The sequence below is a fragment of the Pseudoxanthomonas daejeonensis genome, assembly GCF_010093205.1.
In the GTDB taxonomy this organism is placed as follows: Bacteria; Pseudomonadota; Gammaproteobacteria; order Xanthomonadales; family Xanthomonadaceae; genus Pseudoxanthomonas; species Pseudoxanthomonas daejeonensis.
This window is the reverse complement of record NZ_PDWN01000001.1, coordinates 1-24,543: the sequence shown is the minus strand read 5'-3', so window position 1 is coordinate 24,543 and position 24,543 is coordinate 1. Positions and strand designations below refer to the sequence as shown.

Sequence of the window (24,543 nt, the reverse complement as noted above, 5' to 3'; positions counted from 1 at the left end):
GCTCCTCCAGCCGGGCCCGGCCGGAACGGGGTGTCAGTCCTCGCCGATGTCCTCGTGCCACACGCCCGGGTTGGCCGCGATCCAGTCGCCCAGCATGGCGATGCACTCCGGATCGGCCAGGTCGACGATTTCCACGCCATGCTCGCGCAGCCACTCGTGGCCGCCGCAGAAGTTGGCCGATTCGCCCATCACCACCGTGCCGATGCCGAACTGGCGCACCAGCCCGCTGCAGTACCAGCACGGCGACAGCGTGGTGACCATGATCGTGTCGCGGTAGGAGCGCTGGCGGCCGGCCTTGCGGAAGGCGTCGGTCTCGCCGTGCACCGACGGATCCCCTTCCTGCACGCGGCGGTTGTGGCCGCGGCCGAGCAGGGTGCCGTCGCGGGCGAACAGCGCCGCGCCGATGGGGATGCCGCCCTCGGCCAGGCCCTGGCGGGCTTCTTCGACGGCGACGGCGAGCATGGCGCGGTAGTCGGGCAGGGCGGTCATCGGGTGTGCGATCCACTGGGTTGGCCAGCGTACGCCAGCTCGGCGTGCATCGGCAGCCGTCGCCTCCTGTCTGTCGACGGACCGGTGTCGCCGTCAGGGCAGGAGCGGGCGGACCGCATGTTCCCGCGGGGTGCGGTCGTCCGCGATGGCCGGCCAGGCCACACCAAGGAGGCCTGCGTGGCGGCTGCGAACGGCCGGTGCCGCGCCGGCGTGATCGTGGCCCCGGCCCGCGGTGCCATAATCGCGGCATGAGCCACGCACACGACAAGCCCTCCCCGTACGAAGCCGGCACCACCCATTTCGGTTTCCGCGACGTTCCCGCCGGCGACAAGCAGAAGCTGGTCGGCGAGGTGTTCACCTCGGTCGCCGGCAAGTACGACCTGATGAACGACCTGATGAGCCTGGGCGTCCACCGGGTCTGGAAGCGCTATTTCACCGCGACCTGCCAAGTGAAGCCGGGCGACCGCGTGCTGGACCTGGCGGGCGGCACCGGCGATATCGCCGCGCTGCTCAAGCCGCGCGTGGGCGACGCCGGCAGCATTGTGCTGGGCGACATCAACGCCGGCATGCTTTCGGTCGGCCGCGACCGGCTGACCGACCGCGGCCTGGTCGCCGGTCTGGAATACGTGCAGTGCAACGCCGAGAAGCTGCCGTTCCCGGACGCCAGCTTCGACCTGGTGACCATGGCCTTCGGCCTGCGCAACGTCACCGACAAGGACGCCGCGCTGCGTGAGATCGCGCGCGTGCTGCGCGTGGGCGGCCAGGCGCGGGTGTTGGAGTTCTCCGAGGTGAAAGCCGAGTGGTTCAAGCCGCTGTACGACTTCCACTCGTTCAAGGTGCTGCCCAAGCTGGGCAGCCTGTTCGCCGGCGATCCCGACAGCTACCAGTATCTGGCCGAGAGCATCCGCAAGCACCCGCCGCAGGCGCAGCTGCAGGCGATGATGGAAGAGGCTGGCCTGTCGCGTTGCAGCCACCTCAACCTGAGTGGCGGGATAGTGGCCGTGCATACCGGCTACAAGGTCTGAGACCGCGTGCGGCGGTGGTACGGCGGGGGTTCGCAGGAGCGGGCATGACCGCGACCGGGACTTCGGGGTAGCGAGGGCGCAGGCCTGCCTGGCGGCGTCGGGTCGCGGTCATGCCCGCTCCTACAACAGCGGGGCGTGCTGCGACTGTTCATTTTCGTGTTGGCCAAGCCCGATTCGTGGCCCGCCGCGGCCGGCCAGCGCATGGCGCGGTTAAACTGCGCACTTCCCCCGATCCAGGCTCCGTGCCCGCATGCGCCTTTCCCTCCTGTTTTCCCTCGCCATGGTCGCGGTCGCCAGTGGCTGCTCCGGCGACAAGGCCGGCCCGGCCGATGCCCAGCCCGCTGCCAGCCCCGCCAAGGAAGCCGCGGCCTCCTCGCGCCGCCACGATGAGAATTCCTTCGCCGAGCCGGACCGGGTCCGGATCACCGACCTGGCCCTGGACCTGAAGCTGGACTTCGACCAGAAGCAGCTGGCCGGCACCGCCACCTATACCCTGGACTGGACCGACCCCAAGGCCACGCAGCTGGTGCTCGACACCCGCGAGCTGACCATCCAGAAAGTCGAAGGCCAGGCCGACGGCACCTGGGCGCCGCTGCAGTTCGCCCTGGCCGATGCCGATCCGGTGTTCGGCAGCAAGCTGACCATCGAGTCGCCGCAGCGCAACCCGCAGGTCCGCGTCACCTACCACACCGCGCCGACCGCCTCGGGCCTGCAGTGGCTGGAGCCGTCGATGACCGAGGGCAAGCAGCTGCCCTTCATGTTCAGCCAGTCGCAGGCGATCCACGCGCGCAGCTGGGTGCCGCTGCAGGACACGCCGAGCGTGCGCTTCACCTACAGCGCGACGGTCAACACCCGGCCCGACGTGATGGTGCTGATGAGCGCCGACAACGATCCGGCGGCGGTGCGCGACGGCCAGTACACGTTCAAGATGCCGCAACCGATCCCCTCGTACCTGCTTGCCATCGCCGCCGGCGACCTGGTGTTCAAGCCGATCTCGGCGCGCAGCGGCGTGTGGGCCGAGCCGGCGATGGTCGATCGCGCCACCGCCGAGTTCGCCGACACCGAGCAGATGATCGTCGCCACCGAGCAGCTCTACGGCCCCTACCGCTGGGAGCGCTACGACATGCTGGTGCTGCCGCCGTCGTTCCCGTTCGGCGGCATGGAGAATCCGCGCCTGAGCTTCATCACCCCGACCGTGATCGTCGGCGACAAGTCGCTGGTCTCGCTGATCGCCCATGAGCTGGCGCACAGCTGGTCCGGCAACCTGGTGACCAACGCCAGCTGGAAGGACATCTGGCTCAACGAGGGCTTCACCACCTACGTGCAGGGCCGGATCACCGAGTCGCTGTACGGCGAGGAGATGGCGAACATGGAGCGCCAGATCGACCAGGCCGGGCTGAAGGCCGACCTGGTCGGCATGAGCCCGGCCAACCAGGCGCTGGTGCTGCCGCCGCTGGGCGAGCGCGACCCGGACGAGGCGCTGAGCGAGGTGGCCTACGTCAAGGGCGCCTGGTTCCTGCAGTTCCTGGAGCAGCGCTTCGGCCGCGAGGTATTCGATCCGTTCCTGCGCGGCTGGTTCGACGACCACGCCTTCCAGAGCGCGGACAGCGACCAGTTCATCGCCTACCTGAAGAAGAACCTGCTGCCGAAGAACCCCAACGCGGTGCGCGAGGACGAACTGGATGCGTGGCTCAACCAGCCCGGCATCCCGGCGTTCGCGCCGACCGCGCAGTCGCGCACGTTCTCCAACGTCGACACCGCGCGGATCGCCTGGCGCGGCAGCGCGCAGCTGCCCAACCCGCAGATCAGCAGCGAGTGGGGCACGCAGGCCTGGGTGCATTTCCTGGAAGGCATGGGCGCCACGCTCAAGCCCGAGCAGCTGGCCCAGCTCGATGCCGCCTACAAGTTCAGCGGCACCGGCAACGGCGAGATCGCGATGCGCTGGTATCCGCTGGCGCTGCGCAGCGGCTACCTGGAAGCGCGCCCGGCCGCGGGCGAGTTCATCGAGCGCGTCGGCCGGCGCAAGCTGATCATGCCGATCTACGAGGAGCTGGTGAAAACGCCCGACGGCCTGGCCTTCGCCCGCGAAGTGTTCGAGCGCGCCCGCCCGGGCTACCACCCGATCACCACCGCCTCGGTGGAAGCGGTGCTGGCCAAGGCCAGTGCCGCCGCCGTACCGGAAGCGCCGCCAGCACCAGCACCGGCAGAAGTACCGGTGCAGCCGCAGGCCGAACAGCCGCCGCAGCAGTAACACCCGACGCGCCGGCTTTGCCGGCGCGTTTTTACTTCCGTATCCGAACACCGCGCACGCAAGGAGCCCGGCCATGAACCCGATTCCATCCCGCCTGGCGATCGCCGTGCTGCTGGGGGCATGCGTCCTCGTCGGCACGGCCTGCACCGACCGCGAAGCCCAGCGCCAGGCCCAGGCCGCCGCCGAGGCGCAGGCCAAGGAACAGGCCGCCGCGCAGCTGCAGCGCGAGTACGACGCTGCGGTCACGGCCGGCAACTGGGAACTGGCACGCGTGCATGGCGCCGCGCTGCTTGCGCAGTACCCCGCAACCGAGGTCGCTTCGGCGGTCGAGCCCGGCCTGGCCGACGTCACCGCCAAGGCCGAGGCCGCGCGCGAGCAGCGCCGCATGGCCGCGCTCTGGAACTATGCACGCGTCGCCGCAGGCAAGGGCGAGCAGCGTTCGGCGGCGATCTTCAGCACCGAGGCGCTCGATACCGGCGGCAGCGCGCCGGCGACGGTGCAGCTGGTCATCCGCGACCATCCGGAATGGAAGCGCAGCGCCTACCTGGTCCTGGAAGGCGGCGATTTCGACTGCTACGGCGGCTGCAAGGTCAAGGTGGCGTTCGACGACGGCGCGGCGAAAGCCATGTCCGCCTGGCGCCCGAAGACCGACGAGGCCATTGCCATGTTCATCGAGGACTACCGCGGCCTGTGGAAGCAGATGCGCAAGGCGCAGCGCGTGTCGATCGAATTTCCTGTCAAGGCCGGCGGCACCCGCACCGCGGTGTTCGACGTCGGCGGCCTGGACGGCAGCCAGATGCCGGGCTGGGACTGAGCCAGGGCTCACGGCGCGCCCGTGGTGAACGCCGATTACGTGGTCGTGGCGGTGGTCAGTACGCTGGCCATTGCGTTGCACGTGGTGCTGTTCGTGCTGATCCGGCGCTGGATGGATCGCGACCTGGCGTTGTCGTTCGGTGGGGATGACCCGCTGAAGCGAGACTGGATGCTCGGGCAGCTCGCATGCGCGCGTTGCCAAGGCGTGCGCCGCAGGGACCTGCCGGCATGGCTGGAGCGTGCGTCGGCCGGGTACGACACCGGAGCCGAAGCGGAGCATGCCGAAGCCGCCGGGTAGGGCGGGTCCAGGTGGAGCGGGGCGTCGCAGCCACTGGTCGCGGCATTGGCCGGCGCGCCGGTGTCATGGCCCGTGCCCGCGATGGCGCGGACGGGTTCCCCGGTTACAGCGCGTAGCCGAACTGCTGCTTGAACTCGTCGTTGAACCCGTCGAAATCGAAGCGCTGGTTCTGCGTGCCGGGGTGCTCGACCTTGAGGGCGCCCATCAGGTTGCCCATGCGGCCGATGGTCAGCCAGTCGTAGCCCTTCTCGATGCCCAGGATCAGGCCGGCACGGAACGCATCGCCGCAGCCGGTCGGGTCGACCACGCGGCGCTCGTGCGCCGGCGGGATGTCGTAGGTCTTCTCGGGCGTGTGCACCAGCGCGCCCTTGGGGCCCTGGGTGGTGATGTAGGCCTGGACGCGCGCGACGATCTCGCGGTCGGTCCAGCCGGTGCGTTCCTGCAGCAGGTTGGATTCGTAGTCATTGACCACGACGTAGTCGGCCTGCTCGATGAAATCGCGCAGCTCCTGGCCGTTGAACAGCGGCATCGCCTGGCCCGGGTCGAAGATGAACGGCACGCCCATTTCCTTGAACTCGACCGCGTTCTGCAGCATGCCCTCGCGTCCGTCCGGCCCGACCAGGCCCAGGGTGATGCCGGGCACGTCGCGCACGTGGTTCTCGTAGGAACGCATCATCGCGCCGGGGTGGAAGGCGGTGATCTGGTTGTTGTCGTGGTCGGTGGTGATGAACGCCTGCGGGGTGAACAGCTCCTCGATCACCTTGACCTGCGACAGGTCGATGCCCAGCGCCTGGAAATGCTCGCGGTACGGCCCGAAGTCCGAACCCACCGTGCCCATCGGGACGGGGTTGCCGCCCAGCAGGTGCAGGTTGTAGGCGATGTTGCCGGCGCAGCCGCCGAATTCGCGGCGCATCCGCGGCACCAGGAACGACACGTTCAGGATGTGGACCTTGTCCGGCAGGATGTGGTTCTTGAACTGGTCCGGGAACACCATGATGGTGTCGTAGGCAAGGGAACCACAGATCAGGGTGGACATCGGCTGGCTGCTCGGGAGGCCCGGTGGCGGGCGAGGCGGGTGCGGCGGGTGCGTCCGGGGCCGGACGCGCCGCGGCGCAAAGGTTACCGGCTGCGTCCCGGCACGGCCAGCCCGGAATCGCGCGACGGGGCCCGACCGCCGCCTGAAGAGCGTAGCGAAAACCGCCTTTTCCGTCGTGGAGTTCCTTGCCCGCGCCCGGTCCCGTTGCTAGGCTAACCGACCGCGTTTTGCCAGAACGCCTGCCCAAAATTTCGCCGCCGTCGCCATCCCCCGCGCGACGGGTGCCGGGCCCTCTCCGCCAGCCCCAGGACCGCCCCTCCCGATGTTCAAGAAGCTCCGTGGCATGTTCTCCAATGACCTGTCCATCGATCTGGGCACGGCCAACACCCTGATCTACGTGCGTGGCCAGGGCATCGTGCTGAACGAGCCCTCGGTGGTCGCCGTGCGCCAGGACCGCGCCATCGGCGGTACCCGCTCGGTCGCGGCGGTCGGCGCGGAAGCCAAGCAGATGCTCGGCCGCACCCCCGGCAACATCACCACCATCCGCCCGATGAAGGACGGCGTGATCGCCGACTTCACCTACACCGAGGCGATGCTCAAGCACTTCATCAAGAAGGTGCACAAGTCGCGCTTCCTGCGCCCGAGCCCGCGCGTTCTGGTCTGCGTGCCGGCCGGTTCGACCCAGGTCGAGCGCCGCGCGATCAAGGAGTCGGCCGAAGAGGCGGGCGCCCGCGACGTGTACCTGATCGAGGAGCCGATGGCCGCCGCGATCGGCGCGGGCATGCCGGTGTCGGAGGCCCGTGGCTCGATGGTCATCGACATCGGCGGCGGCACCACCGAGGTGGCGGTCATCTCGCTGAACGGCATCGTCTATTCGGCTTCGGTCCGCATCGGCGGCGACCGCTTCGACGAGGCGATCACCAACTACGTGCGCCGCAACCACGGCATGCTGATCGGCGAGGCCACCGCCGAGCGGATCAAGGTCGAGCTGGGCTGTGCCTACCCGCAGGCGGTGGTCCACGAGATGGAGATCTCCGGGCGCAACCTCGCCGAGGGCGTGCCGAAGATGATCAAGATCAACTCCAACGAAGTGCTTGAAGCGCTGCACGAGCCGCTGTCGGGGATTGTTTCCGCGGTGCGGCTGGCGCTGGAGCAGACCCCGCCGGAGCTGTGCGCCGACGTGGCCGAGCGCGGCATCGTGCTGACCGGCGGCGGCGCCCTGCTGCGCGACCTGGACAAGCTGATCGGCGAGGAGACCGGCCTGCACGTGCAGGTGGCCGACGATCCGCTGACCTGCGTGGCGCGTGGCGGTGGCCGCGCGCTGGAGCTGGTCGACATGCACGGCAACGAGTTCTTCGCGCCGGACTGATCCGGGCACGCGTGGACGGGCCGCGGCGGCGCGGCCTGTCACAGTGCACGCGTCCGCCGCCATACTTGCCCATTGCCGCCGCGACCGCCGAACGCCTTCCGTGTCGTCCTATTCCGGACCTGCCGCTGCTGCCCGCCCTGGTGACACCGCCGGAACGCTGCGGCTGTTGGCCTACCTCGCCCTGGCCACCACGTTGCTGGTGCTCGACCACCGTGGCGGCTGGCTGCGCCAGCTGCGCGCGCAGGCCGACCTGGTCGCCCAGCCGGTCTGGGCGCTGGCCGGCCTGCCGGGGCGCGTCGGTGGCGGCCTGAAGGAAGGCCTGGCCTCGCGCGGTGCCCTGCTCGAGGAGAACCGGCAGCTGCGCAACGACCTGCTGCTGGCCAACGCACGCCTGACCCGGCTGCGCAACGCCGCCCTGGACAATGCGCAGCTGCGCGGCCTGCTCGGCGTCGCCGAACGCGGCGGCCTGGACGTACAGCTGGTGCCGATCCTGAACATCGACCTGGAGCCGTCGCGGCAGCGGCTCGTGCTGGCCGCAGGCAGCCGCCAGGGCGTGAGCATCGGCCAGGCGGTGATCGATGCCGGCGGCCTGCTCGGGCAGGTGGTCGGAGTCACTCCGATGCAGTCGACCGTGCTGCTGCTGACCGACCCCGACCATGCGGTGCCGGTGATGATCGCGCGCAACGGGGTCCGCCTGATCGCCTATGGCGGCGGCGACCGGCTCGAGCTGCGCGACGTGCCGTTGAACCGCGACGTGCAGGTCGGCGATGTGCTGGTGACGTCGGGACTGGGCGGGCGGTTCCCGGCGGGTTTCCCGGTCGCCACGATCACCGCGCTGCGCCCGGACGAAAGCCAGGCCTTCCTGGTCGGCGAGCTCTCGCCGGCGGCACAGCTGGACCGGGGCCGCGACGTGCTGCTGCTGCGGGTCGGCACGTTGCCGCCCGCGACCCCGGCCGATCCGGACCTGCCGGCCGCCGGGGGACCGGCTGCGGCGCCGACGGCGCTGGATGGAGCCGCTGCGATGCGGTCTTCCGCGGCTGGCGTGGTCGCCACGCCCAACGCGCCCGCGGCGGCGCCAGGCGGGGCCGCATCGCCCACCGGTGCAGGCGCGACACGGACGCCGCGGGTCGCTCCGGCGTCCGCCGAAGCCGTGCCCGCCGGGCCCCCACCACCGGAGCCGCGACGATGAGCCGCCTGCGCGACGGGGGTTGGATCCTGCCGGCGAGCCTGTTCGTGGCCCTGCTGCTCGGCCTGCTGCCACTGCCTGAAATGCTGCAGCCGCTGCGTCCGTACTGGCTGGCGCTGGTCCTGGCCTACTGGGTGATCGAGGCGCCCTCGCGCGCCGGGCTGGGCCTGGCGTTCGGGGTCGGCCTGGCCGCCGACATCGCCTACGGCGGACTGCTCGGCGAACAGGCCCTGCGCCTGGTGATCATGGCCTTCATCCTGCAGCGTTTCCGCGCGCGACTGCGCTTCTTCCCGCTTTCGCAGCAGGCTCTGGCGATCGGGGCGTTGCTGCTCAACGATCGCATCGTGGTCGCGGCCATCCACCTGGCGCTGGGCCAGGCGGCCCTGCCCTGGAACTACTGGTGGGCGCCGCTGCTGGGCGTGGTGCTGTGGCCGCCGCTGTTCCTGCTGCTGGACGCGCTGCGTCTGGGCCGGCGCGGCAACTGAGCCGGCGCGAGCATGAGCAGCCGTCGACCGTTCAAGAACCCGCACGCCGAAGCCGAGCAGTTCCGCCGCCGCGCCGCGCTCGGCTTCCTTGCCGTGGCGCTGGCGCTGGTCGGCCTGGGCGCGTGGTACTTCCGCCTGCAGGTGCTGCAGCACGCCGACTATTCCACGCGCTCGGAAGCCAACCGGATCCGCCCGCGCCCGGTGGTGCCGGCGCGCGGCATGATCTACGACCGCCAGGGCCGGCTGCTGGCCGAGAACCTGCCCGCGTTCCGCCTCGACGTCACCCCCGACAAGGCCGGCGACCTCGATGCGCTGCTGTCCGAACTGGGGCAGGTGATTGCGCTCAGCGAGGACGAGATCGCGCACTTCCGAAAGGAGCGCAAGTCCGGCCGCGGTTTCCTGCCGGTCACCCTGAAGCTGCGCCTGAGCGATGAGGAGATGGCCGCCTTCGCGGTCAACCGCTGGCGCTTCCCGGGCGTCGAGCTGCAGCCCTACCTGACCCGGCACTATCCCTACGGCGACCTGTTTTCGCACGTGATCGGCTACGTCGGCCGGGTCGATGAAGACGACCTGGCCAAGCTCGGCGACGGCGGTGCGGCGTTGAGCCACATCGGCAAGACCGGCATCGAGCGCTCCTACGAGGAGATGCTGCGCGGCCAGGTCGGCTACGAGCAGATCGAGACCAACGTGCAGGGCCGCGCGCTGCGGACCGTCGGCCGCGTGCCGGCGCGGCCGGGCGCCGACCTGCGCCTGTCAATCGACGCCGAGCTGCAGCGCGCCGCCGTGGCCGCGTTCGGCGAACTGGAAGGCACGGCGGTGGCGATGGATCCGCGCACCGGCGAGATCCTGGCGCTGGTCAGCCTCCCGGGCTTCGATCCGAACCTGTTCGTCAACGGCATCTCGCACGACGATTACCGCGCGCTGATGGACAACCCCTCGCGCCCGCAGTTCAACCGCGCCGTGCTCGGCGGCGTGGCCCCGGGTTCCACGCTCAAGCCGTTCCTGGCGCTGGCCGGCCTGGACAGCGGCATCCGCAAGCCGGAGGACCGGACCCTGTCCACCGGCATGTTCCACCTGCCCGGCACCAGCCGCGGCTGGGGCGACTCGCATCGCGGCGGCCACGGCTGGACCGACGCGCGCAAGTCGATCGCCGATTCGGTCAACACCTACTACTACCAGCTGGCGCTGGACATGGGCATCGGCCGCGTCCAGGAGTACCTGTCCCGCTACGGCTTCGGCCAGCCCAGCGGCATCGACCTTGCCGGCGAGAACACCGGCATCCTGCCCAGCCCGGCGTGGAAGCTGAAGAACCGCAAGGAGCGCTGGTATCCGGGCGACACGGTCAACATCAGCATCGGCCAGGGCGACTGGAAGGTGACGCCGCTGCAGATGGTGCGCGGCACCGGCGCGCTGGCCGACGGCGGCCGCCTGCGCCGGCCGCACCTGGTGGACGCGCGCCGCGACCGCTTCGACGCGCCTTGGGCGCCGCTGCCGCAGCCGGCACCGGGCCAGATCAGCGACAGCCCGGCGGACCTGCAGGTGGTGGGCGAGGGCATGGTCATGACCGTGCATGGCCCCGGCGGCACGGCGCGCGCGATCGGCACGGGCATCCCGTACCGGATCGCCGGCAAGACCGGCACTGCGCAGGTTGTCAGTCGCCGCGGCACCGCCGCGGTCGATCCGCGCAGCCTGCCGATGCACCTGCGCCATCGCGCGCTGTTCATCGGCTACGCCCCGGCCGACGATCCGCAGATCGCCGTGGCCGTGGCGGTGGAAGGCGGCGGCTACGGTGGCAGCACCGCCGCGCCGATCGCGCGGGCGATCTTCGATGCCTGGCTGCTGGGCAAGCTGCCTGCGGGGATGGAGCCGATCGACGGCGTGGACGCGCCGGGGTGTGCCGGGGAAGCGGCGGATTGTCCGCCGGCAACGGCGCCGTCCACCGTACCGGCACCTGCGGCGACCGCCAGCGCGGGCGCATCCTCCACCCCGCCGTCGAGCGTGGCGGACGTGGTGACGCCACCCGCCGCCAGCGCGCAGCGCTCCCCGGCGTTGGCGAGCGACCGCAATCCATCCGCCAACAGCCTGGGCAACTGGGCGCGCCTGCACAACGCGGACCCGGTGAGGGCTGCAAGTGGCGTTTCCGCGGCGGAAGCGCCCGCGGCCTCGCCCCGGGTCGCCGATCCCGCATCCGGACCACGGGTACCGCCGCCTCCGGATGCGGAGGACGACCGGTGAGGGATTTCCTGCGCTGGCTGCTCGACATGGGCGCGCGCGTGTCGCGCACGCTGGACTGGCCGTTGCTGCTCGCGCTGGCGGCGCTGATGGCGATGGGCCTGGCGGTGCTGTACAGCGCCGGCGGCGCCAGCAGCGGCCCGGCGCTGATCAAGGCGCAGGGCGCGCGGTTCGCGGTCGGCCTGCTGGCGATGTGGGCCCTGTCGCGGGTATCGGTGATCCGCCTGCGCGCCTGGTCGCCCTCGGTGTACGCGTTGTCGCTGCTGCCGCTGATCGCGGTATTGCTGGTGGGCACCGGCAAGCATGGCCGGCACTGGCTCGACCTGGGCGTGTTCTACCTGCAGCCGTCGGAACTGCTGAAGATCACCCTGCCGATGATGGTCGCCTGGTACCTGCACAAGCGGCCGCTGCCTCCACGCGTCGACACCGTGCTCGTGGCCGCTTTGCTGGTCGCGGTACCGACCGGACTGATCCTGCTGCAGCCGGATTTCGGTACCGCGATGCTGATCGCCGCCAGCGGCGTGTTCGCGTTGTTGCTGGCGGGCCTGCCGTGGTGGTGGGTGGGCGTGGCCATCGGTGGCGTGGCGGCAGTCGCGCCGGTGGCATGGATCTGGCTCCTGCGCCCGTACCAGAAGGACCGCATCCTCACGTTCATGGAGCCCGAGCGCGATCCGCTGGGCACCGGCTGGAACATCATCCAGTCCAAGATCGCGATCGGTTCGGGCGGCCTCACCGGCAAGGGCTGGGGCGAGGGCAGCCAGGCGCACCTGAATTTCATCCCCGAGCAGACCACCGACTTCATCTTCGCGGTGCTGAGCGAGGAGTTCGGCTGGATCGGCGTGGCCGCGGTGCTGGCGCTGTACCTGTTCGTGGTCGGGCGCTGCCTGTGGATCGCGGTCGAAGCGCGCGACACCTATTCGCGCCTGCTCGCGGGCGCGCTGGGCCTGGCGTTCTTCGTCTACGTGCTGGTCAACGGCGGCATGGTTTCGGGCCTGCTGCCGGTGGTGGGCGTGCCGATGCCTTTGCTCAGCTACGGCGGCACGTCGGCGGTATCGCTGCTGGCCGGACTGGGCCTGGTGATGGCGGTGCGCACGCACCGGCCGGTGCATGGAATCCGCTGAACGCATGCGCTGGATGCGATTGCGAAAATGCGAAGGTTCCGTGCCTTTGCAGGCACATGCTAGGCTCCCGACGATGACGAAACACGCACTCGCCAGCCTGTTGGCCCTCACCCTCCTCGGCTGCATCCCGAAGGAGGCGTTCGTTTCGCCGCCGGCCTCCACGCCCGTCGCGAAGGCTGCCACGCCTGCCGAGGCCGCCCCCGAGAAACCCAAGGCGTCGCCGGTCGACCTCACCCCGGTCCCGTTCGAGACCGCGCGCGCCAACTTCGTGCGCGATACGTCCGCGCGTTTCGGTGTTCCAGCGGCGGAAATCGAAGCGACCCTGGCCGGGGCCACGTTCCTGGACAGCGTGGTCACGGCGATGTCGCGCCCCGCCGAACGGGTCAAGCCGTGGCACGAGTACCGGCCGATGTTCATCAGCCAGGCGCGCATCGATGGCGGCCGCGCATTCCTGGCCGAACACCGCGAGGCGCTCGACAAGGTGCAGGCGCAGACCGGCGTTCCGGCCGAGCTGATCGTGGCGATCATCGGCGTGGAAACCAGCTATGGCGGCAACACGGGCCGCTACTCGGTGCTCGATGCGCTGTACACGCTGGCGTTCCGCTACCCCCGTAGCGGCGATCCGGCCAAGCTCGAACGCGAAGTGCGGCGCGAGCTGTTCTTCCGCGACGAACTGGCGCAGCTGTTCGCGCTGGGCAGGGAAGAGAAGCTGGACATCGCCGCGCTCAAGGGCAGCTACGCCGGGGCGATGGGCTTGGGCCAGTTCATGCCTTCGAGCTATCGCGAGTTCGCGGTGGACGGCGACGGCGACGGTCGCCGCGACCTGTTCGGCAGCCTCGACGACGTCTTCGCTTCGGTCGCCAACTATTTCGTGAAGAAGGGCGGCTGGGTCCGTGGTGGCCCGGTGGCGGTACCGGCGACGCTGGCGCCCGGGCGCGAGCCGTTCAATCCGGAAGACTGGATCCCCAGCCACACGCTCGCCGACCTGGCCGCGCGCGGCTACACGCCGCAGCAGCCGGTGCCGGCCGGCGCGACCGCCACCCCGGTGTCGCTGGAAGGCAGCGCCGGCCCGCAGTACTGGCTCGGCTTCCAGAACTATTACGCCATCACCCGCTACAACATCTCCAAGATGTACGCGATGGCCGTGTACCAGCTGTCGCAGGCGATTGCCGGCCGCGAGATCCCGCCGGCATGAAAGCCGGGCTGCCGCAGGGCATGCTGATCCTGGCGGTACTGGCGCTCGCCGCCTGCAGCAGTGCACCGAAGAAGCCCGCTACCGCGCATGGAAAGCCGGTCGCCGGCGCGAAGGCCGTGTCCAAGGAGCCCACGTCCGGCGTTCCAGCCGGCTGCTCCGGCGCTTCGCCGTATGCGGCGGCGCAGGAGGATCCGACCACCCGCGGCGATTACACCGCCGGCGGCCTGTACAAGCCGGGCGTCAGCGACACCACGCCGACCTACATACCCAACGTGGCCTGCATTCCCGAGCCGCAGGTGACCAGTGAACCGCCCTCGGCGGTCGGCAACCGTTCGCCGTACTCGGTGCTGGGCAAGAAGTACTACGTGCTGGACCACCCGAAGGGCTACGTCGAAAAAGGCACCGCGTCGTACTACGGCGCCAAGTTCCACGGGCGCCGCACCTCCAACCAGGAGGTGTACGACATGTACGCGTTCACCGCCGCGCACAAGACCTTGCCGCTTCCCAGCTTCGCCCGGGTCACCAACCTGGACAACGGCGAGTCGGTGGTGGTGCGGGTCAACGACCGCGGCCCCTTCCACGAAGGTCGCGTGGTCGACCTGAGCTACGCGGCGGCGGTGAAGCTGGGAATCGTGGCGCGCGGCACCGGTCGGGTGGAGGTCCGCGCTTTGCAGCCTGGCGACGACGACGCGCCGCGTCGCGCCGCAGCCCCTGCCCGCAGGGCCGATCCGGCACCGTCCCGGAACGTGGCCACGACCGCGCCGGCCACGCCGGCGACCGGCATGGACCAGCTCGTGCAAGCGTTGCCTTCGACGGCCGGCGTGGCTACGAGCGCACCGGTATCCAATGTGGCGGCGGCAACTGCGCCGGTGGTGCCTGCGACGCCCGCCGGCCCAGGCCAGGCGATGGCGATGCTGCCGGTATCGCAATCCGGATCGTATGCGCCCGCCGGGTCGGCGCCCCTGGCAGGTGCCGCGGCGGCGAGCCCGGCCGCGACCGGCCCGGAACTGCAGGTCGCCAGCTTCTCCAGCCTGGACAACGCCAGGCGCGCGCTGGAGCGCCTACTGGCCGCAGGCATTCCCGGCGCACGGCTGGATGACGTGGTCGCCGGCGGCCGCACCTTCTGGCGCCTGCGCGTGGCGCCCGGCGCCACCGATGCGACGGAACTTGCGGGCCGCATCGCCGGTCTCGGATTCGGGACGCCGCAGCTGGTCCGTGAATGAACCGGCGCCCGCGGCGCACCATGCTTACAATTCCCCTCTTCCACGCGGGCGTCGCTTCCGGACGCCATCGCTGTCAGCCCCGCCGGCCACCGTGCCGGCCAATGCAGGAGTCCCCATCCGCATGAAGTTCCGTTTTGCCGCCGGCGCGCCCGCTCGAGGCCTGCCCTCCAAGGGTATGTTCGCCGCCGCCCTGGCCACGACGTTCTCGATCGGCCTGGCCCTGGCCCAGGCGCCTGCGCCCCAGCCTGCCCCCGCCGCGGCCACGCCGTCTGCGGTCGCCATCCCCGGCGCGCCCAAGCCGGCCCAGTCCACCGCCTGGCTGTTGATGGACTACGCCACCGGCCAGGTCCTGGCCGGCGAGAACGCCGACGCGCGCGTGGAACCGGCCAGCATCACCAAGGTGATGACCGCCTACGTGATCGCCGCCGAAACCGCCGCCGGCAAGGTCAAGCCCGACGACCAGGTGCTGATGAGCGAGCGCGCCTGGCGCGAGGGCGGCGCCCGCACCGATGGCAGTTTCAGCGGCTTCCCGGTCAACCAGCGCGCGCCGCTGCGCGACATGGAAAAGGGCATGGCGGTGCAGTCCGGCAACGACGCGGCGATCGCGCTGGCCGAGCACGTCGCCGGAACCCAGGAGGCCTTCGCCCACCTGATGAACAGCTACGCGGCGAAGATCGGCATGAAGAGCAGCCACTTCGTCAACGCGCACGGCCTGTCCGCGCCGGAGCACTACAGCACCGCGCACGACCTGGCCTTGCTGGGCCGTGCCTTCATCCGCGACTACCCGGAAACCTACGCGTTCAACAGCGTCAAGGAATTCACGGTCAACGGCATCACCCAGCCCAACCGCAACCTGCTGTTATGGCGCGACCCGAGCGTGGATGGGATCAAGACCGGCCACCATTCCGGCGCCGGATACTGCCTGATGAGCTCGGCCAAGCGCGACGACCAGCGCCTGGTCGCGGTGGTGATGGGTTCGAGCTCGGAGCGCCAGCGCGCCGACGACAGCCTGGCCCTGCTCAACTGGGGCTTCCGCTTCTTCGAGACCCACAAGCTGTACGAGCCCGGCAAGCCGGTGGCGCAGCTGAAGGTGTGGAAGGGCAAGGCCGACCAGGTGCAGCTGGGCGTGGCCGAGCCGCTGCTGGTCAGCGTGCCGCGCGGCCGCTATCCGGAACTGAAGCCGGCGATGGAAGTGCCCAAGTCGCTGGTCGCGCCGGTCGCCGCCGGCCAGGAGATCGGCACGGTGAAGGTGTCGCTGGACGGCAAGGTCATCGCCCAGGCGCCGCTGGTGGCGACCACCGCGGTGGAAGAGGGCGGTTTCTTCAAGCGCCTGTGGGATGCGTTCTGGATGTGGTGGGATTCGGACTGAGGTCCGGTTCGACATCCATGTCATGAACTGCGCGGCCCTTCGGGGCCGCGCAGCGTTTGCGGGCCCATCGACACGATCGGTACCCAAGCGGGGCTCTCCCGCTGCTGCCATTAAAGGGAACAGGCTTGCCCGACCCTACGCGGCGGATGCGATGGGGGTGTGGGTTATGCTCCGGCCGCCACTCATCGCCGATGCGCCGGGGAAAGATGCCGTGAGAGCGTTGCTGTCCGCCACGTGCCAACTACTGCTGTTCCTGGGCACAACGATCGGCACCCTCGCAGCCGCGGCCGCCGAAGCGCCGATGCAGGTCTACACGCGCGCCAAGCACTCGCTGGACGGCGAGTGGAAGGTCATCGTCGATCCCTACGAAAACGGCTACTACAACTACCGCTACCAGCCGTTCGACCAGCAGGCCGATCCGCCCAAGGGCGCGTATTTCCGCGATGCCAGGCCCGATTCGCCGACCGACCTGGTCGAGTACGACTTCGATCGCGCCGCGACGCTGCAGGTGCCCGGCGACTGGAATACCCAGGATCCGAAGCTCTACTACTACGAGGGCAGCGTCTGGTACCGCAAGACCTTCGATGCGCCCGCGCGCAAGGCCACCGACCGGGTATTCATCGAGTTCGGTGCGGTGAACTACCGCGCCGACGTCTACCTCAACGGCAGGAAGCTCGGCGTGCACGAGGGTGGCTTCACCCCGTTCCGTTTCGAAGTGACCGACCGGTTGCAGGCGCGCGGCAACTCGCTGGTGCTGAAGGTCGACAACAAGCGCCGCGCCGACGGCGTGCCCACGCTCAATACCGACTGGTGGAACTACGGCGGCATCACGCGCCCGGTCGAGCTGGTGGTGGTGCCGGCGGTGTTCGTGCGCGACTACCGCCTCGCGTTGGCGTCCCTTGAAGACCGCGAGATAAAGGGACGCGTGCAACTCGACGGCGCGCGTGGCGGCGAGAAGGTCGGCGTATCGCTGCCGGACCTGGGCGTGCACCAGGTCGTACGTGCCGACGCCGACGGCCAGGCCACGTTCCGCTTCCGGGTGCCCGATGCGCAGCTGTGGTCGCCGGAGCATCCGCAGCTCTACCGGCTGGAGATCGCCAGCGGGGCCGACACGCTGCTCGATCGCGTCGGCCTGCGCACGATCTCCACGCGCGGCAGGCAGCTCCTGCTCAACGGCGAACCGCTGTTCCTGCGCGGCATCTCGGTGCACGAGGAATACTCGGCCGACGGCGGCGGGCGGGTGCGCGATGCGAAGCAGGCGCGGCAGTTGCTCGACTGGGCGAAATCGCTGGACGCCAACTTCGTCCGCCTGGCCCACTACCCGCACAGCGAGCACATGGCGCGGCTGGCCGACGAGATGGGCCTGCTGGTGTGGTCGGAGATCCCGGTCTACTGGACCATCGACTGGGCCAACGAGGCGACCTACCGCAACGCCGAGGCCCAGCTGGAGGCGATGATCGGCCGCGACCGCAACCGCGCGTCGGTGATCGTATGGTCGCTGGCCAACGAGACGCCGGTGTCCGACGCGCGCAACCGCTTCCTGTCGCGCCTGGCCGCGCGCGCCCGCACGCTGGACGACAGTCGCCTGCTCAGCGCGGCGATGGAAAAGCACTACCGCACCGACGACCCGGACGTGGCGGTGGTCGAGGATCCGCTGGCCGAGCTGGTCGACCTGGTCAGCTTCAACCAGTACATCGGCTGGTACGACGGCTCGCTGGACAAGCTCGACCGGGTGCGCTGGCAGATTCCCTACGACAAGCCGGTGTTCGTCAGCGAATTCGGCGCCGATGCCAAGTCCGGCCTGCATGGCGATGCCGGCGCGATCTGGACCGAGGAATACCAGGAGGAGCTGTACCGCAGGACGCTGCGCATGCTCGACGGAATCGAGGGCTTCGCCGGCACCTCGCCGTGGATCCTCACCGACTTCCGTTCCCCGCGCCGGCCGCTGGCCGGCATCCAGGACGGCTACAACCGCAAGGGCGTGCTGTCGGAGAAGGGCGTGCCGAAGAAGGCGTTCTTCGTCCTGCGCGACTATTACCGGGGCAGGGCCGGCTCGACCCCGTAGGGCGGGGCCTGTCCTGCTGACCGCGTGTCGAACCAGCGCGGCCAGGCCCGTTCCACGCCTGGGCAACCGTCTCCGGCGCCCGTGCGACCCGTCCTGCCTTTCACTTGGGATACCGCCGTCCCGCCCCGATAATGCGGGCATGGAAATCAAATCCGACAATCCCGAACACGGCTTCCAGTTCCCCGGCACCTTCGAGCTCAGTGCCATGGGCAACGCAGGCACCGGCCTCGAGTCCGAACTTCCCAGGCTGCTGGGCGATTTCGGCGTGGAAGTGCTGGAAGAGCGCATCCAGTGGAAGCATTCCAGCAACGGCAAGTACGTGTCCGTGCGGATCGCGTTCCGCGCCGAGGATCGCGCGCAGTACGACGCGGCGCACCAGGCCCTGCGCGACCATCCGGAAGTGAAGTGGACGCTGTAGGCGTCGCACCGGCCTGCGCCGTCTCCCCGGAGGCGTCGCGGGCGGCCGCCCCGTTGCCGGCGCTCGTTTACGACCTCGGCCGCCAGGCCTACGAGCCGGCATGGCGCGCGATGCAGCGCTTCACCGATGCGCGCGACGAGGAGACCGTCGACGAGCTGTGGCTGGTCGAACACGACCCGGTGTTCACCCTGGGCCAGGCCGGCAAGCCCGAGCACGTGCTGGCGGCCGGCGATATCCCGGTGCTGCACGTGGACCGCGGCGGCCAGGTCACCTACCACGGCCCCGGCCAGATCGTGCTGTACCCGCTGCTGGACCTGCGCCGGCTGAAGGTCGGCGTGCGCGACTACGTCTGCAGGATCGAGCAGGCGATCATCGACACGCTGGACGAATGGAACATCGGCGCGACGCGCCGCGAGGGCGCCCCGGGCGTGTACGTGGCCGATGCCAAGGTCGCCGCGCTCGGCATCCGCGTGCGCCGCGGCTGCAGCTTCCATGGCCTGGCCTTCAACATCGGCATGGACCTGGAGCCGTTCCACCGGATCAACCCCTGCGGCTACCAGGGCTTGCAGGTGACCTCGCTGCGGGACCTGGGTGGCCCCTCGGGCATGGACGCAGTCAAGCCGGTGCTGCTGGGGCATGTCGCCCGCCAGTTCGGCCTGGACCTGCAGTCCCGGGCCGGCCTGCCGGATCTGTTGCAGGGCTGATTCCGAGGCGTCCTTCCGTACGCATCCCGGGGACGCGTGTTTTGCATGGGGGGTGCGGTGGGCTGCGGCGGGCCGGCACGATGCCTGCCGACGTCCATGTCCCCCGGCCCTGGCCTGTGGCCAGGACCTCCTCCTTTACTTCCCCTCGGCAGGCATCGCACCAGCCCGCTGCGGTCGTGGAGGGCCCCATCCCGAAGCGATGACGCGCATCGCCGTTGCTGACCGAAGCGCTGGGCCGGACGTTCGCGAAGGACGTCGTGCCACGGCCCGAGTAAAGACACGATGTCGTCCCGAGGGGCGGGCCCTCCCCATGGCACGGCGGCCCCGTCCGAAGCCGACGCTTTCTCTGGCTCCCGCCGGCTCCAGTGCCATCTAGCGCGTCGGCCCACCACTTTCCGAATGCGGCGCCGCCCGCCGTTCCATCCATCGCCCCAAGCGTTGCATCGCCGGCACGCCTGCGCCGGGCAGCCTCGTCGCCTCCGGCCTACAATAGGCACCATGACTTCCCCAGCCTCCCGTGCCATCCCGCTCCAGGTCCTGTCCGATCCGGCCGCGCCGCAGGAGGGCGGCACGCTCCAGGTCGGCACCAAGCAGCTCGGTGGCGACAAGATCGGCCGTTCGCCGGTGCAGTTCGCCGATGCGCCGGTGCTGCGCAAGCCGTCCTGGATCCGGGTGCGGATCCCGTCCGGCAACGCGGTGGCCAACCTCAAGGCCAAGCTGCGCGAGAACCGCCTGGTCACCGTGTGCGAGGAAGCCAGCTGCCCGAACATCCACGAATGCTTCGGCCATGGCACCGCGACTTTCATGATCCTGGGCGAGGTCTGCACGCGGCGCTGCTCGTTCTGCGACGTCGCCCACGGTCGGCCGAAACCGCCCGATGCCAGCGAGCCGGTAAGCCTGGGCAATACCGTGGCCGACATGGGCCTGAAGTACGTCGTCGTCACCAGCGTCGACCGCGATGACCTGCGCGACGGCGGCGCCCAGCATTTCGTCGACTGCATCGCCGCGATCCGCGAGCGCGCGCCGGGCACCCGGATCGAGATCCTGACTCCCGATTTCCGCGGCAAGGGCCGCATGGACCGCGCACTGGAAATCCTCGCGCAGAACCCGCCGGACGTGTTCAACCACAACATCGAGACGGTGCCGGACCTGTATCCCAACGTGCGTCCCGGCGCCGACTACCAGTGGTCGCTGACCCTGCTGCGGAAGTTCAAGGCCCAGCACCCGACATTGCCGACCAAGTCCGGGATCATGCTCGGCCTGGGCGAGACCATGGAGCAGGTGCGGGCCACCCTGCGCGACCTGCGCGCCCACGACGTGGACATGGTGACCATCGGCCAGTACCTGCAGCCCACCGCGCACCACCATCCGGTGATGCGTTACTGGACCCCGGACGAGTACAAGGAACTGGAGCTGTACGGCTACGAGCTGGGATTCAGCCACGTCGCCTCCGGCCCGATGGTCCGTTCGTCCTACCACGCCGACCGCCAGGCGGCCGGTGCCGGGGTCACGGCCTGAGCGCCACGGGCGTCCGCTGCGCCACGCCGCCATCGATGGCGGATCATTCACTTTTCCGTACGCCCGGGCGGCTAGCCTGCGGTGAACCGTGCCCGCATGGCCCGGTGCCGGCGCGTGCAACTTCCGGCACTGTTCGCCGGTCACAGCCCTGGTCCAGCCTGACCCTACCGGCGCTTCGCCGGCGATGAGCCCCTACATGAACCGCAGATTCTCCGTCCCGCTTTCCCTGTTCACCGCCCTGCTGCTGGCCACGCCGCTCGCCCTCTTGGCGCGCGCGGACGGTACCCAGGTGGGCAACCCGGCGGGCAACCGGCTGGCGATCGCGCCCACCGCCGACCAGGCCACCATCTCCAAGATGGTCTATGGCGCGCTGTCCGACAGCCGCCTGGCCTACCGTCCGCGGCCGGCCGACCAGGCCCTGTCGGAAGACATCTTCCGCCGCTACCTGGAAGCGCTGGACGGCAACCGGCAGTTTTTCACCGCCGCCGACATCGCCCGCTTCGAGCCGTACCGCGCCTCGATGGGAGACGCCGTGCGCGAGGGAGATCCGTCCGCGGCGTTCGCCATGTTCGGCATCTACCGCGAACGCGTCGAGCAGCGCGTGGACTACGCGCGCAAGCTGTTGAAGAAGGATTTCGACTTCACCGGCAACGAGCGCTGGGAATACGACCGCGAGAAGGCCCCGTGGGCCGCCGACAGCGCCGCGCTCGATGCGCTGTGGCGCAAGTCGGTCATGAACGACTGGCTGCGGCTGAAGATCGCCGGCAAGGAACCTGCCGAGATCCGCAAGACGCTGGACAAGCGCTACGAGCAGGTCGCCCGCTCGGTGTCCGAGCTCAAGGGCGAGGACGTGTTCGCGCTGTTCCTCAACGCCTACACCGCTTCGGTCGACCCGCATACCGACTACCTCAATCCGCGCAGCGCCGAGAACTTCAACCAGCAGATGTCGCTGTCGCTGGAAGGCATCGGTGCGCAGCTGCAGCGCCAGGATGACGTGGTCGTGATCCGCGAGATCATCCCCGGTGGCCCGGCCTCGATGGACGGCACGCTGAAGGCTGGCGACCGCATCGTCGGCGTGGGCCAGGGCAAGACCGGCGCGATCGAGGACGTGATCGGCTGGCGCATCGACGACGTGGTCGCCAAGATCCGCGGCACCAAGGGTACGCAGGTCAAGCTCGAGTACATCCCGGCCGAAAGCGGCATCGACGGCGGCCACCGCACCGTCACCCTGACCCGCCAGCGCGTGCAGCTGGCCGAACAGGCGGCCAAGAGCAAGACCTACACGATCCCGGCGCATGCCGGCGCACCGGAACGCCTGATCGGCGTGATCGAGCTGCCGACCTTCTACCAGGACTTCGAAGGCCGCCGCCGCAACGGCAGCGACTACACCTCCGCGACCCGCGACGTCGCCCGCCTGCTGGCCGAGTTCAAGGCCAAGGGCGTGGACGGCGTGGTCCTGGACCTGCGCAACAACGGTGGCGGCTCGCTCGACGAGGCGGTGCAGCTGACCGGGCTGTTCATCGACCAGGGTCCGGTCGTGCAGCAGCGCGAATCCGGCGGCCGCGTGCAGGTCTACAGCGATCGCACGCCCGGCGTGGCCTGGGAAGGCCCGCTGGCGGTGGTGGTGAACCGCGGCTCGGCGTCGGCGTCGGAGATCTTCGCCGGTGCGATGCAGGATTACGGCCGCGCGCTGATCATCGGCGAGACCACCTTCGGCAAGGGCACGGTGCAGAACCTGCTCGACCTGGACCGCTGGCCGGCAGCCGGCGAAGGCCCGCGCTACGGCCAGGTCAAGCTGACCATCGCCCAGTTCTTCCGCGCCGATGGCGGCAGCACGCAGAACAAGGGCGTGGTGCCGGACATCACCTATCCGCTGAGCGTGGACGCCAACGAGTTCGGCGAGAGCACCTACGACAACGCGCTGCCGTGGACGCGCATTGCCGCCGTGCCGCACGCACGCTACGGCAACTTCGCGCCGTTGCTGCCGCAGCTGCAGCAGATGCATGCTGCGCGCATCGCCGACGACCTCGAGTTCCAGTGGTGGAGCGAGGACGTGAGCCACTACCGGGCCGAGGCGGCGAAGAAGTACCTGTCGCTCAACGAGGCCGAGCGACGCGCCGAGCGCGATCGTCAGGAAGCCCAGCGCAAGGAGCGTCAGGTGATCCGCAAGGAGAAGGGCCTGGACCTGGATCCGCTGGCCGAGGAAACCGACGACGGCCTGACCGCCAACGAGCGCGACGTGGTCCGCGACGCCGCCCGCGAGAAGGCCGCCGAAAAGCGTCCGGATCCGCTGCAGCGCGAGGCCGCGGCGATCCTGGCCAACGCCATCGACCTGCTCGAGCAGGACCGCACGCTGTCGGCACAGATCCTGCCGAAGACCGCCTCGGCGGTGCGCTGGACCGAGTGACGCGTTAGTCGCCCGCAGGTGCCATGCGAATCGGCGGCCTCGGCCGCCGATTCCTTTTCACCCGTGCGCAGACCACGCGCGCACCCGGATTTGTAGGAGCGGACTTCAGGCCGCGACACCGATGCGATTGGCAGGGACGACGCCGTCCGGACTCCGACCGGCCTGAAGCCTTGAGCACAGGGGACTGCTTCGTGATTCCGCTGTCCTCGGTGTCGCGGTCATGCCCGCTCCTACAGAAGCGCGAAGGCGCTGGCCGTTGCAGGAGCGGACTTCAGGCCGCGACACCGATGCGATTGGCAGGGACGACGCCGTCCGGACTCCGACCGGCCTGAAGCCTTGAGCACAGGGGACTGCTTCGTGATTCCGCTGTCCTCGGTGTCGCGGTCATGCCCGCTCCTACAGAAGCGCGAAGGCGCTGGCCGTTGCAGGAGCGGACTTCAGGCCGCGACACCGATGCGATTGGCAGGGACGACGCCGTCCGGACTCCGACCGGCCTGAAGCCTTGAGCACAGGGGACTGCTTCGTGATTCCGCTGTCCTCGGTGTCGCGGTCATGCCCGCTCCTACGGAGGCGCGGTGCGTCGGCATCTGTAGGAGCGGACTTCAGGCCGCGACACCGACGCCGCGGGCAGGGAAGACGTCGTTCCGTTCCCGAGAGCCTCAGTCCGGGATCGCCAGCGTCAGCGTCTCCTTGACCTCTTCCATCACGATGTAGCTCTTGGACTCGCGCACGTGCGGCAGGGTCAGCAGGCTGCTGCCCAGCAGCTTGCGGTAGGAGGCCATTTCCGAGATGCGCGCCTTGATCAGGTAGTCGAAGTCGCCGGACATCAGGTGGCACTCCAGCACGTTGGGCAGCTTCAACGCCGCGCGGCGGAACTCCTCGAAGATATCGCCGGACTTGTACGCCAGGCTGATCTCCACGAACACCAGCAGGCCGGCCTTGAGCGCCTGCGGATTGAGCTTTGCGTAGTAGCCCTCGATCACTCCGTCGCGTTCGAGCCGGCGCACGCGCTCGGTGCACGGCGTGGTCGACAGGCCCACGCGCTCGCCCAGTTCGGTGAAGGAAATGCGCCCTTCCTGCTGGAGGATGCGCAGGATGTGCCGGTCGATGCGATCCAGGTCGCGGGCGGCGCGCTCGATGCGCTGTGGCGCAAGTCGGTCATGAACGACTGGCTGCGGCTGAAGATCGCCGGCAAGGAACCTGCCGAGATCCGCAAGACGCTGGACAAGCGCTACGAGCAGGTCGCCCGCTCGGGGTCCGAGCTCAAGGGCGAGGACGTGTTCGCGCTGTTCCTCAACGCCTACACCGCTTCGGTCGACCCGCCTACCGACTACCTCAA

General features: G+C 69.7%; 20 protein-coding genes and 1 pseudogene. 18 read left to right on the top strand and 3 right to left on the bottom strand.

Annotated features, from left to right (window positions below; translation table 11 throughout):
• Nucleotides 1–33: 33 nt before the first annotated feature.
• A complete protein-coding gene (locus CSC65_RS00105) occupies nt 34–489 on the bottom strand; it encodes a nucleoside deaminase (protein ID WP_162407938.1) in 456 nt (151 codons plus the stop codon).
• A 248-nt stretch (nt 490–737) separates the two neighbouring features.
• On the opposite strand from CSC65_RS00105, the gene ubiE reads away from it, so the two are divergent.
• The 4 genes from ubiE (at nt 738) to CSC65_RS00085 (ending at nt 4,876) form a co-directional block, all read left to right on the top strand.
• Nucleotides 738–1,514, top strand: coding sequence for a bifunctional demethylmenaquinone methyltransferase/2-methoxy-6-polyprenyl-1,4-benzoquinol methylase UbiE (gene ubiE / locus CSC65_RS00100; RefSeq protein WP_162407937.1), 777 nt, complete (start codon nt 738–740; stop codon nt 1,512–1,514).
• Nucleotides 1,515–1,764: 250 nt separating this feature from the next.
• Complete coding sequence (locus CSC65_RS00095; protein WP_162407936.1) at nt 1,765–3,765, top strand: M1 family metallopeptidase; 2,001 nt, start codon at nt 1,765–1,767, stop codon at nt 3,763–3,765.
• A gap of 73 nt (nt 3,766–3,838) precedes the next feature.
• On the top strand, nt 3,839–4,579 hold the full coding sequence (locus CSC65_RS00090; RefSeq protein ID WP_162407935.1) for a hypothetical protein: 741 nt from the start codon (nt 3,839–3,841) through the stop codon (nt 4,577–4,579).
• A gap of 24 nt (nt 4,580–4,603) precedes the next feature.
• On the top strand, nt 4,604–4,876 hold the full coding sequence (locus CSC65_RS00085; protein ID WP_238390212.1) for a hypothetical protein: 273 nt from the start codon (nt 4,604–4,606) through the stop codon (nt 4,874–4,876).
• Between the two features lie 103 nt (nt 4,877–4,979).
• Here the strand turns inward: CSC65_RS00085 and CSC65_RS00080 are convergent, their stop codons facing one another.
• On the bottom strand, nt 4,980–5,912 hold the full coding sequence (locus tag CSC65_RS00080; RefSeq protein WP_162407934.1) for a carbohydrate kinase family protein: 933 nt from the start codon (nt 5,910–5,912) through the stop codon (nt 4,980–4,982).
• A gap of 322 nt (nt 5,913–6,234) precedes the next feature.
• Between CSC65_RS00080 and CSC65_RS00075 the strand changes: the two genes are divergently transcribed.
• The 13 genes from CSC65_RS00075 (at nt 6,235) to CSC65_RS00015 (ending at nt 23,204) form a co-directional block, all read left to right on the top strand.
• Nucleotides 6,235–7,281: a rod shape-determining protein gene (locus CSC65_RS00075; protein ID WP_162407933.1), complete on the top strand. Its 1,047-nt coding sequence runs from the start codon at nt 6,235–6,237 to the stop codon at nt 7,279–7,281.
• A 100-nt stretch (nt 7,282–7,381) separates the two neighbouring features.
• Nucleotides 7,382–8,470 (top strand): rod shape-determining protein MreC, encoded by a 1,089-nt coding sequence (gene mreC, locus CSC65_RS00070; protein WP_162407932.1) that lies wholly within the window; start codon nt 7,382–7,384, stop codon nt 8,468–8,470.
• On the top strand, nt 8,467–8,952 hold the full coding sequence (gene mreD / locus CSC65_RS00065; RefSeq protein WP_162407931.1) for a rod shape-determining protein MreD: 486 nt from the start codon (nt 8,467–8,469) through the stop codon (nt 8,950–8,952). The genes mreC and mreD overlap by 4 nt, the downstream gene beginning before the upstream one ends.
• Nucleotides 8,953–8,964: 12 nt before the next feature.
• On the top strand, nt 8,965–11,187 hold the full coding sequence (gene mrdA / locus CSC65_RS00060; RefSeq protein ID WP_162407930.1) for a penicillin-binding protein 2: 2,223 nt from the start codon (nt 8,965–8,967) through the stop codon (nt 11,185–11,187).
• Complete coding sequence (gene rodA, locus CSC65_RS00055) at nt 11,184–12,305, top strand: rod shape-determining protein RodA (RefSeq protein ID WP_162407929.1); 1,122 nt, start codon at nt 11,184–11,186, stop codon at nt 12,303–12,305. The genes mrdA and rodA overlap by 4 nt, the downstream gene beginning before the upstream one ends.
• Before the next feature lie 73 nt (nt 12,306–12,378).
• The gene (mltB, locus tag CSC65_RS00050) at nt 12,379–13,500 is read left to right on the top strand and encodes a lytic murein transglycosylase B (RefSeq protein WP_162407928.1); all 1,122 of its coding nucleotides are present in this window, start codon (nt 12,379–12,381) and stop codon (nt 13,498–13,500) included.
• Entirely contained in the window at nt 13,497–14,723 is a 1,227-nt protein-coding gene (locus CSC65_RS00045; RefSeq protein WP_162407927.1) for a septal ring lytic transglycosylase RlpA family protein, read from the top strand. Before mltB ends, CSC65_RS00045 begins: the two co-directional genes overlap by 4 nt.
• A gap of 121 nt (nt 14,724–14,844) precedes the next feature.
• Nucleotides 14,845–16,092: a D-alanyl-D-alanine carboxypeptidase family protein gene (locus tag CSC65_RS00040; RefSeq protein WP_425501280.1), complete on the top strand. Its 1,248-nt coding sequence runs from the start codon at nt 14,845–14,847 to the stop codon at nt 16,090–16,092.
• 211 nt (nt 16,093–16,303) lie between these two features.
• Complete coding sequence (locus CSC65_RS00035) at nt 16,304–18,157, top strand: glycoside hydrolase family 2 protein (protein WP_162407926.1); 1,854 nt, start codon at nt 16,304–16,306, stop codon at nt 18,155–18,157.
• Between the two features lie 139 nt (nt 18,158–18,296).
• Nucleotides 18,297–18,575, top strand: coding sequence for a DUF493 family protein (locus CSC65_RS00030; RefSeq protein ID WP_162407925.1), 279 nt, complete (start codon nt 18,297–18,299; stop codon nt 18,573–18,575).
• Nucleotides 18,563–19,279, top strand: coding sequence for a lipoyl(octanoyl) transferase LipB (gene lipB / locus CSC65_RS00025; protein WP_162407924.1), 717 nt, complete (start codon nt 18,563–18,565; stop codon nt 19,277–19,279). The genes CSC65_RS00030 and lipB overlap by 13 nt, the downstream gene beginning before the upstream one ends.
• A gap of 498 nt (nt 19,280–19,777) precedes the next feature.
• On the top strand, nt 19,778–20,797 hold the full coding sequence (lipA, locus tag CSC65_RS00020) for a lipoyl synthase (RefSeq protein ID WP_162407923.1): 1,020 nt from the start codon (nt 19,778–19,780) through the stop codon (nt 20,795–20,797).
• A 196-nt stretch (nt 20,798–20,993) separates the two neighbouring features.
• Entirely contained in the window at nt 20,994–23,204 is a 2,211-nt protein-coding gene (locus CSC65_RS00015; protein WP_162407922.1) for a carboxy terminal-processing peptidase, read from the top strand.
• A gap of 659 nt (nt 23,205–23,863) precedes the next feature.
• Here the strand turns inward: CSC65_RS00015 and CSC65_RS00010 are convergent.
• Nucleotides 23,864–24,343, bottom strand: a complete 480-nt coding sequence (locus tag CSC65_RS00010; RefSeq protein ID WP_162408220.1) for a winged helix-turn-helix transcriptional regulator — start codon at nt 24,341–24,343, stop codon at nt 23,864–23,866.
• Between CSC65_RS00010 and CSC65_RS00005 the strand changes: the two are divergent.
• A pseudogene (locus tag CSC65_RS00005) lies at nt 24,290–24,543 on the top strand (carboxy terminal-processing peptidase); the annotation flags it as partial. The gene CSC65_RS00010 and the pseudogene CSC65_RS00005 overlap by 54 nt on opposite strands.

What these genes read in the sequence shown, in the direction of transcription:
- CSC65_RS00090 (WP_162407935.1), top strand. Translation starts at nt 3,839, where the DNA reads ATGAACCCGATTCCATCCCGCCTGGCGATCGCCGTGCTGCTGGGGGCA.
- CSC65_RS00105 (WP_162407938.1), bottom strand. Translation starts at nt 489, where the DNA reads ATGACCGCCCTGCCCGACTACCGCGCCATGCTCGCCGTCGCCGTCGAA.
- CSC65_RS00015 (WP_162407922.1), top strand. Translation starts at nt 20,994, where the DNA reads ATGAACCGCAGATTCTCCGTCCCGCTTTCCCTGTTCACCGCCCTGCTG.
- mreD (WP_162407931.1), top strand. Translation starts at nt 8,467, where the DNA reads ATGAGCCGCCTGCGCGACGGGGGTTGGATCCTGCCGGCGAGCCTGTTC.
- CSC65_RS00045 (WP_162407927.1), top strand. Translation starts at nt 13,497, where the DNA reads ATGAAAGCCGGGCTGCCGCAGGGCATGCTGATCCTGGCGGTACTGGCG.
- mltB (WP_162407928.1), top strand. Translation starts at nt 12,379, where the DNA reads ATGACGAAACACGCACTCGCCAGCCTGTTGGCCCTCACCCTCCTCGGC.
- ubiE (WP_162407937.1), top strand. Translation starts at nt 738, where the DNA reads ATGAGCCACGCACACGACAAGCCCTCCCCGTACGAAGCCGGCACCACC.
- lipA (WP_162407923.1), top strand. Translation starts at nt 19,778, where the DNA reads ATGACTTCCCCAGCCTCCCGTGCCATCCCGCTCCAGGTCCTGTCCGAT.
- CSC65_RS00075 (WP_162407933.1), top strand. Translation starts at nt 6,235, where the DNA reads ATGTTCAAGAAGCTCCGTGGCATGTTCTCCAATGACCTGTCCATCGAT.
- CSC65_RS00095 (WP_162407936.1), top strand. Translation starts at nt 1,765, where the DNA reads ATGCGCCTTTCCCTCCTGTTTTCCCTCGCCATGGTCGCGGTCGCCAGT.
- CSC65_RS00030 (WP_162407925.1), top strand. Translation starts at nt 18,297, where the DNA reads ATGGAAATCAAATCCGACAATCCCGAACACGGCTTCCAGTTCCCCGGC.
- CSC65_RS00080 (WP_162407934.1), bottom strand. Translation starts at nt 5,912, where the DNA reads ATGTCCACCCTGATCTGTGGTTCCCTTGCCTACGACACCATCATGGTG.
- mrdA (WP_162407930.1), top strand. Translation starts at nt 8,965, where the DNA reads ATGAGCAGCCGTCGACCGTTCAAGAACCCGCACGCCGAAGCCGAGCAG.
- CSC65_RS00040 (WP_425501280.1), top strand. Translation starts at nt 14,845, where the DNA reads ATGAAGTTCCGTTTTGCCGCCGGCGCGCCCGCTCGAGGCCTGCCCTCC.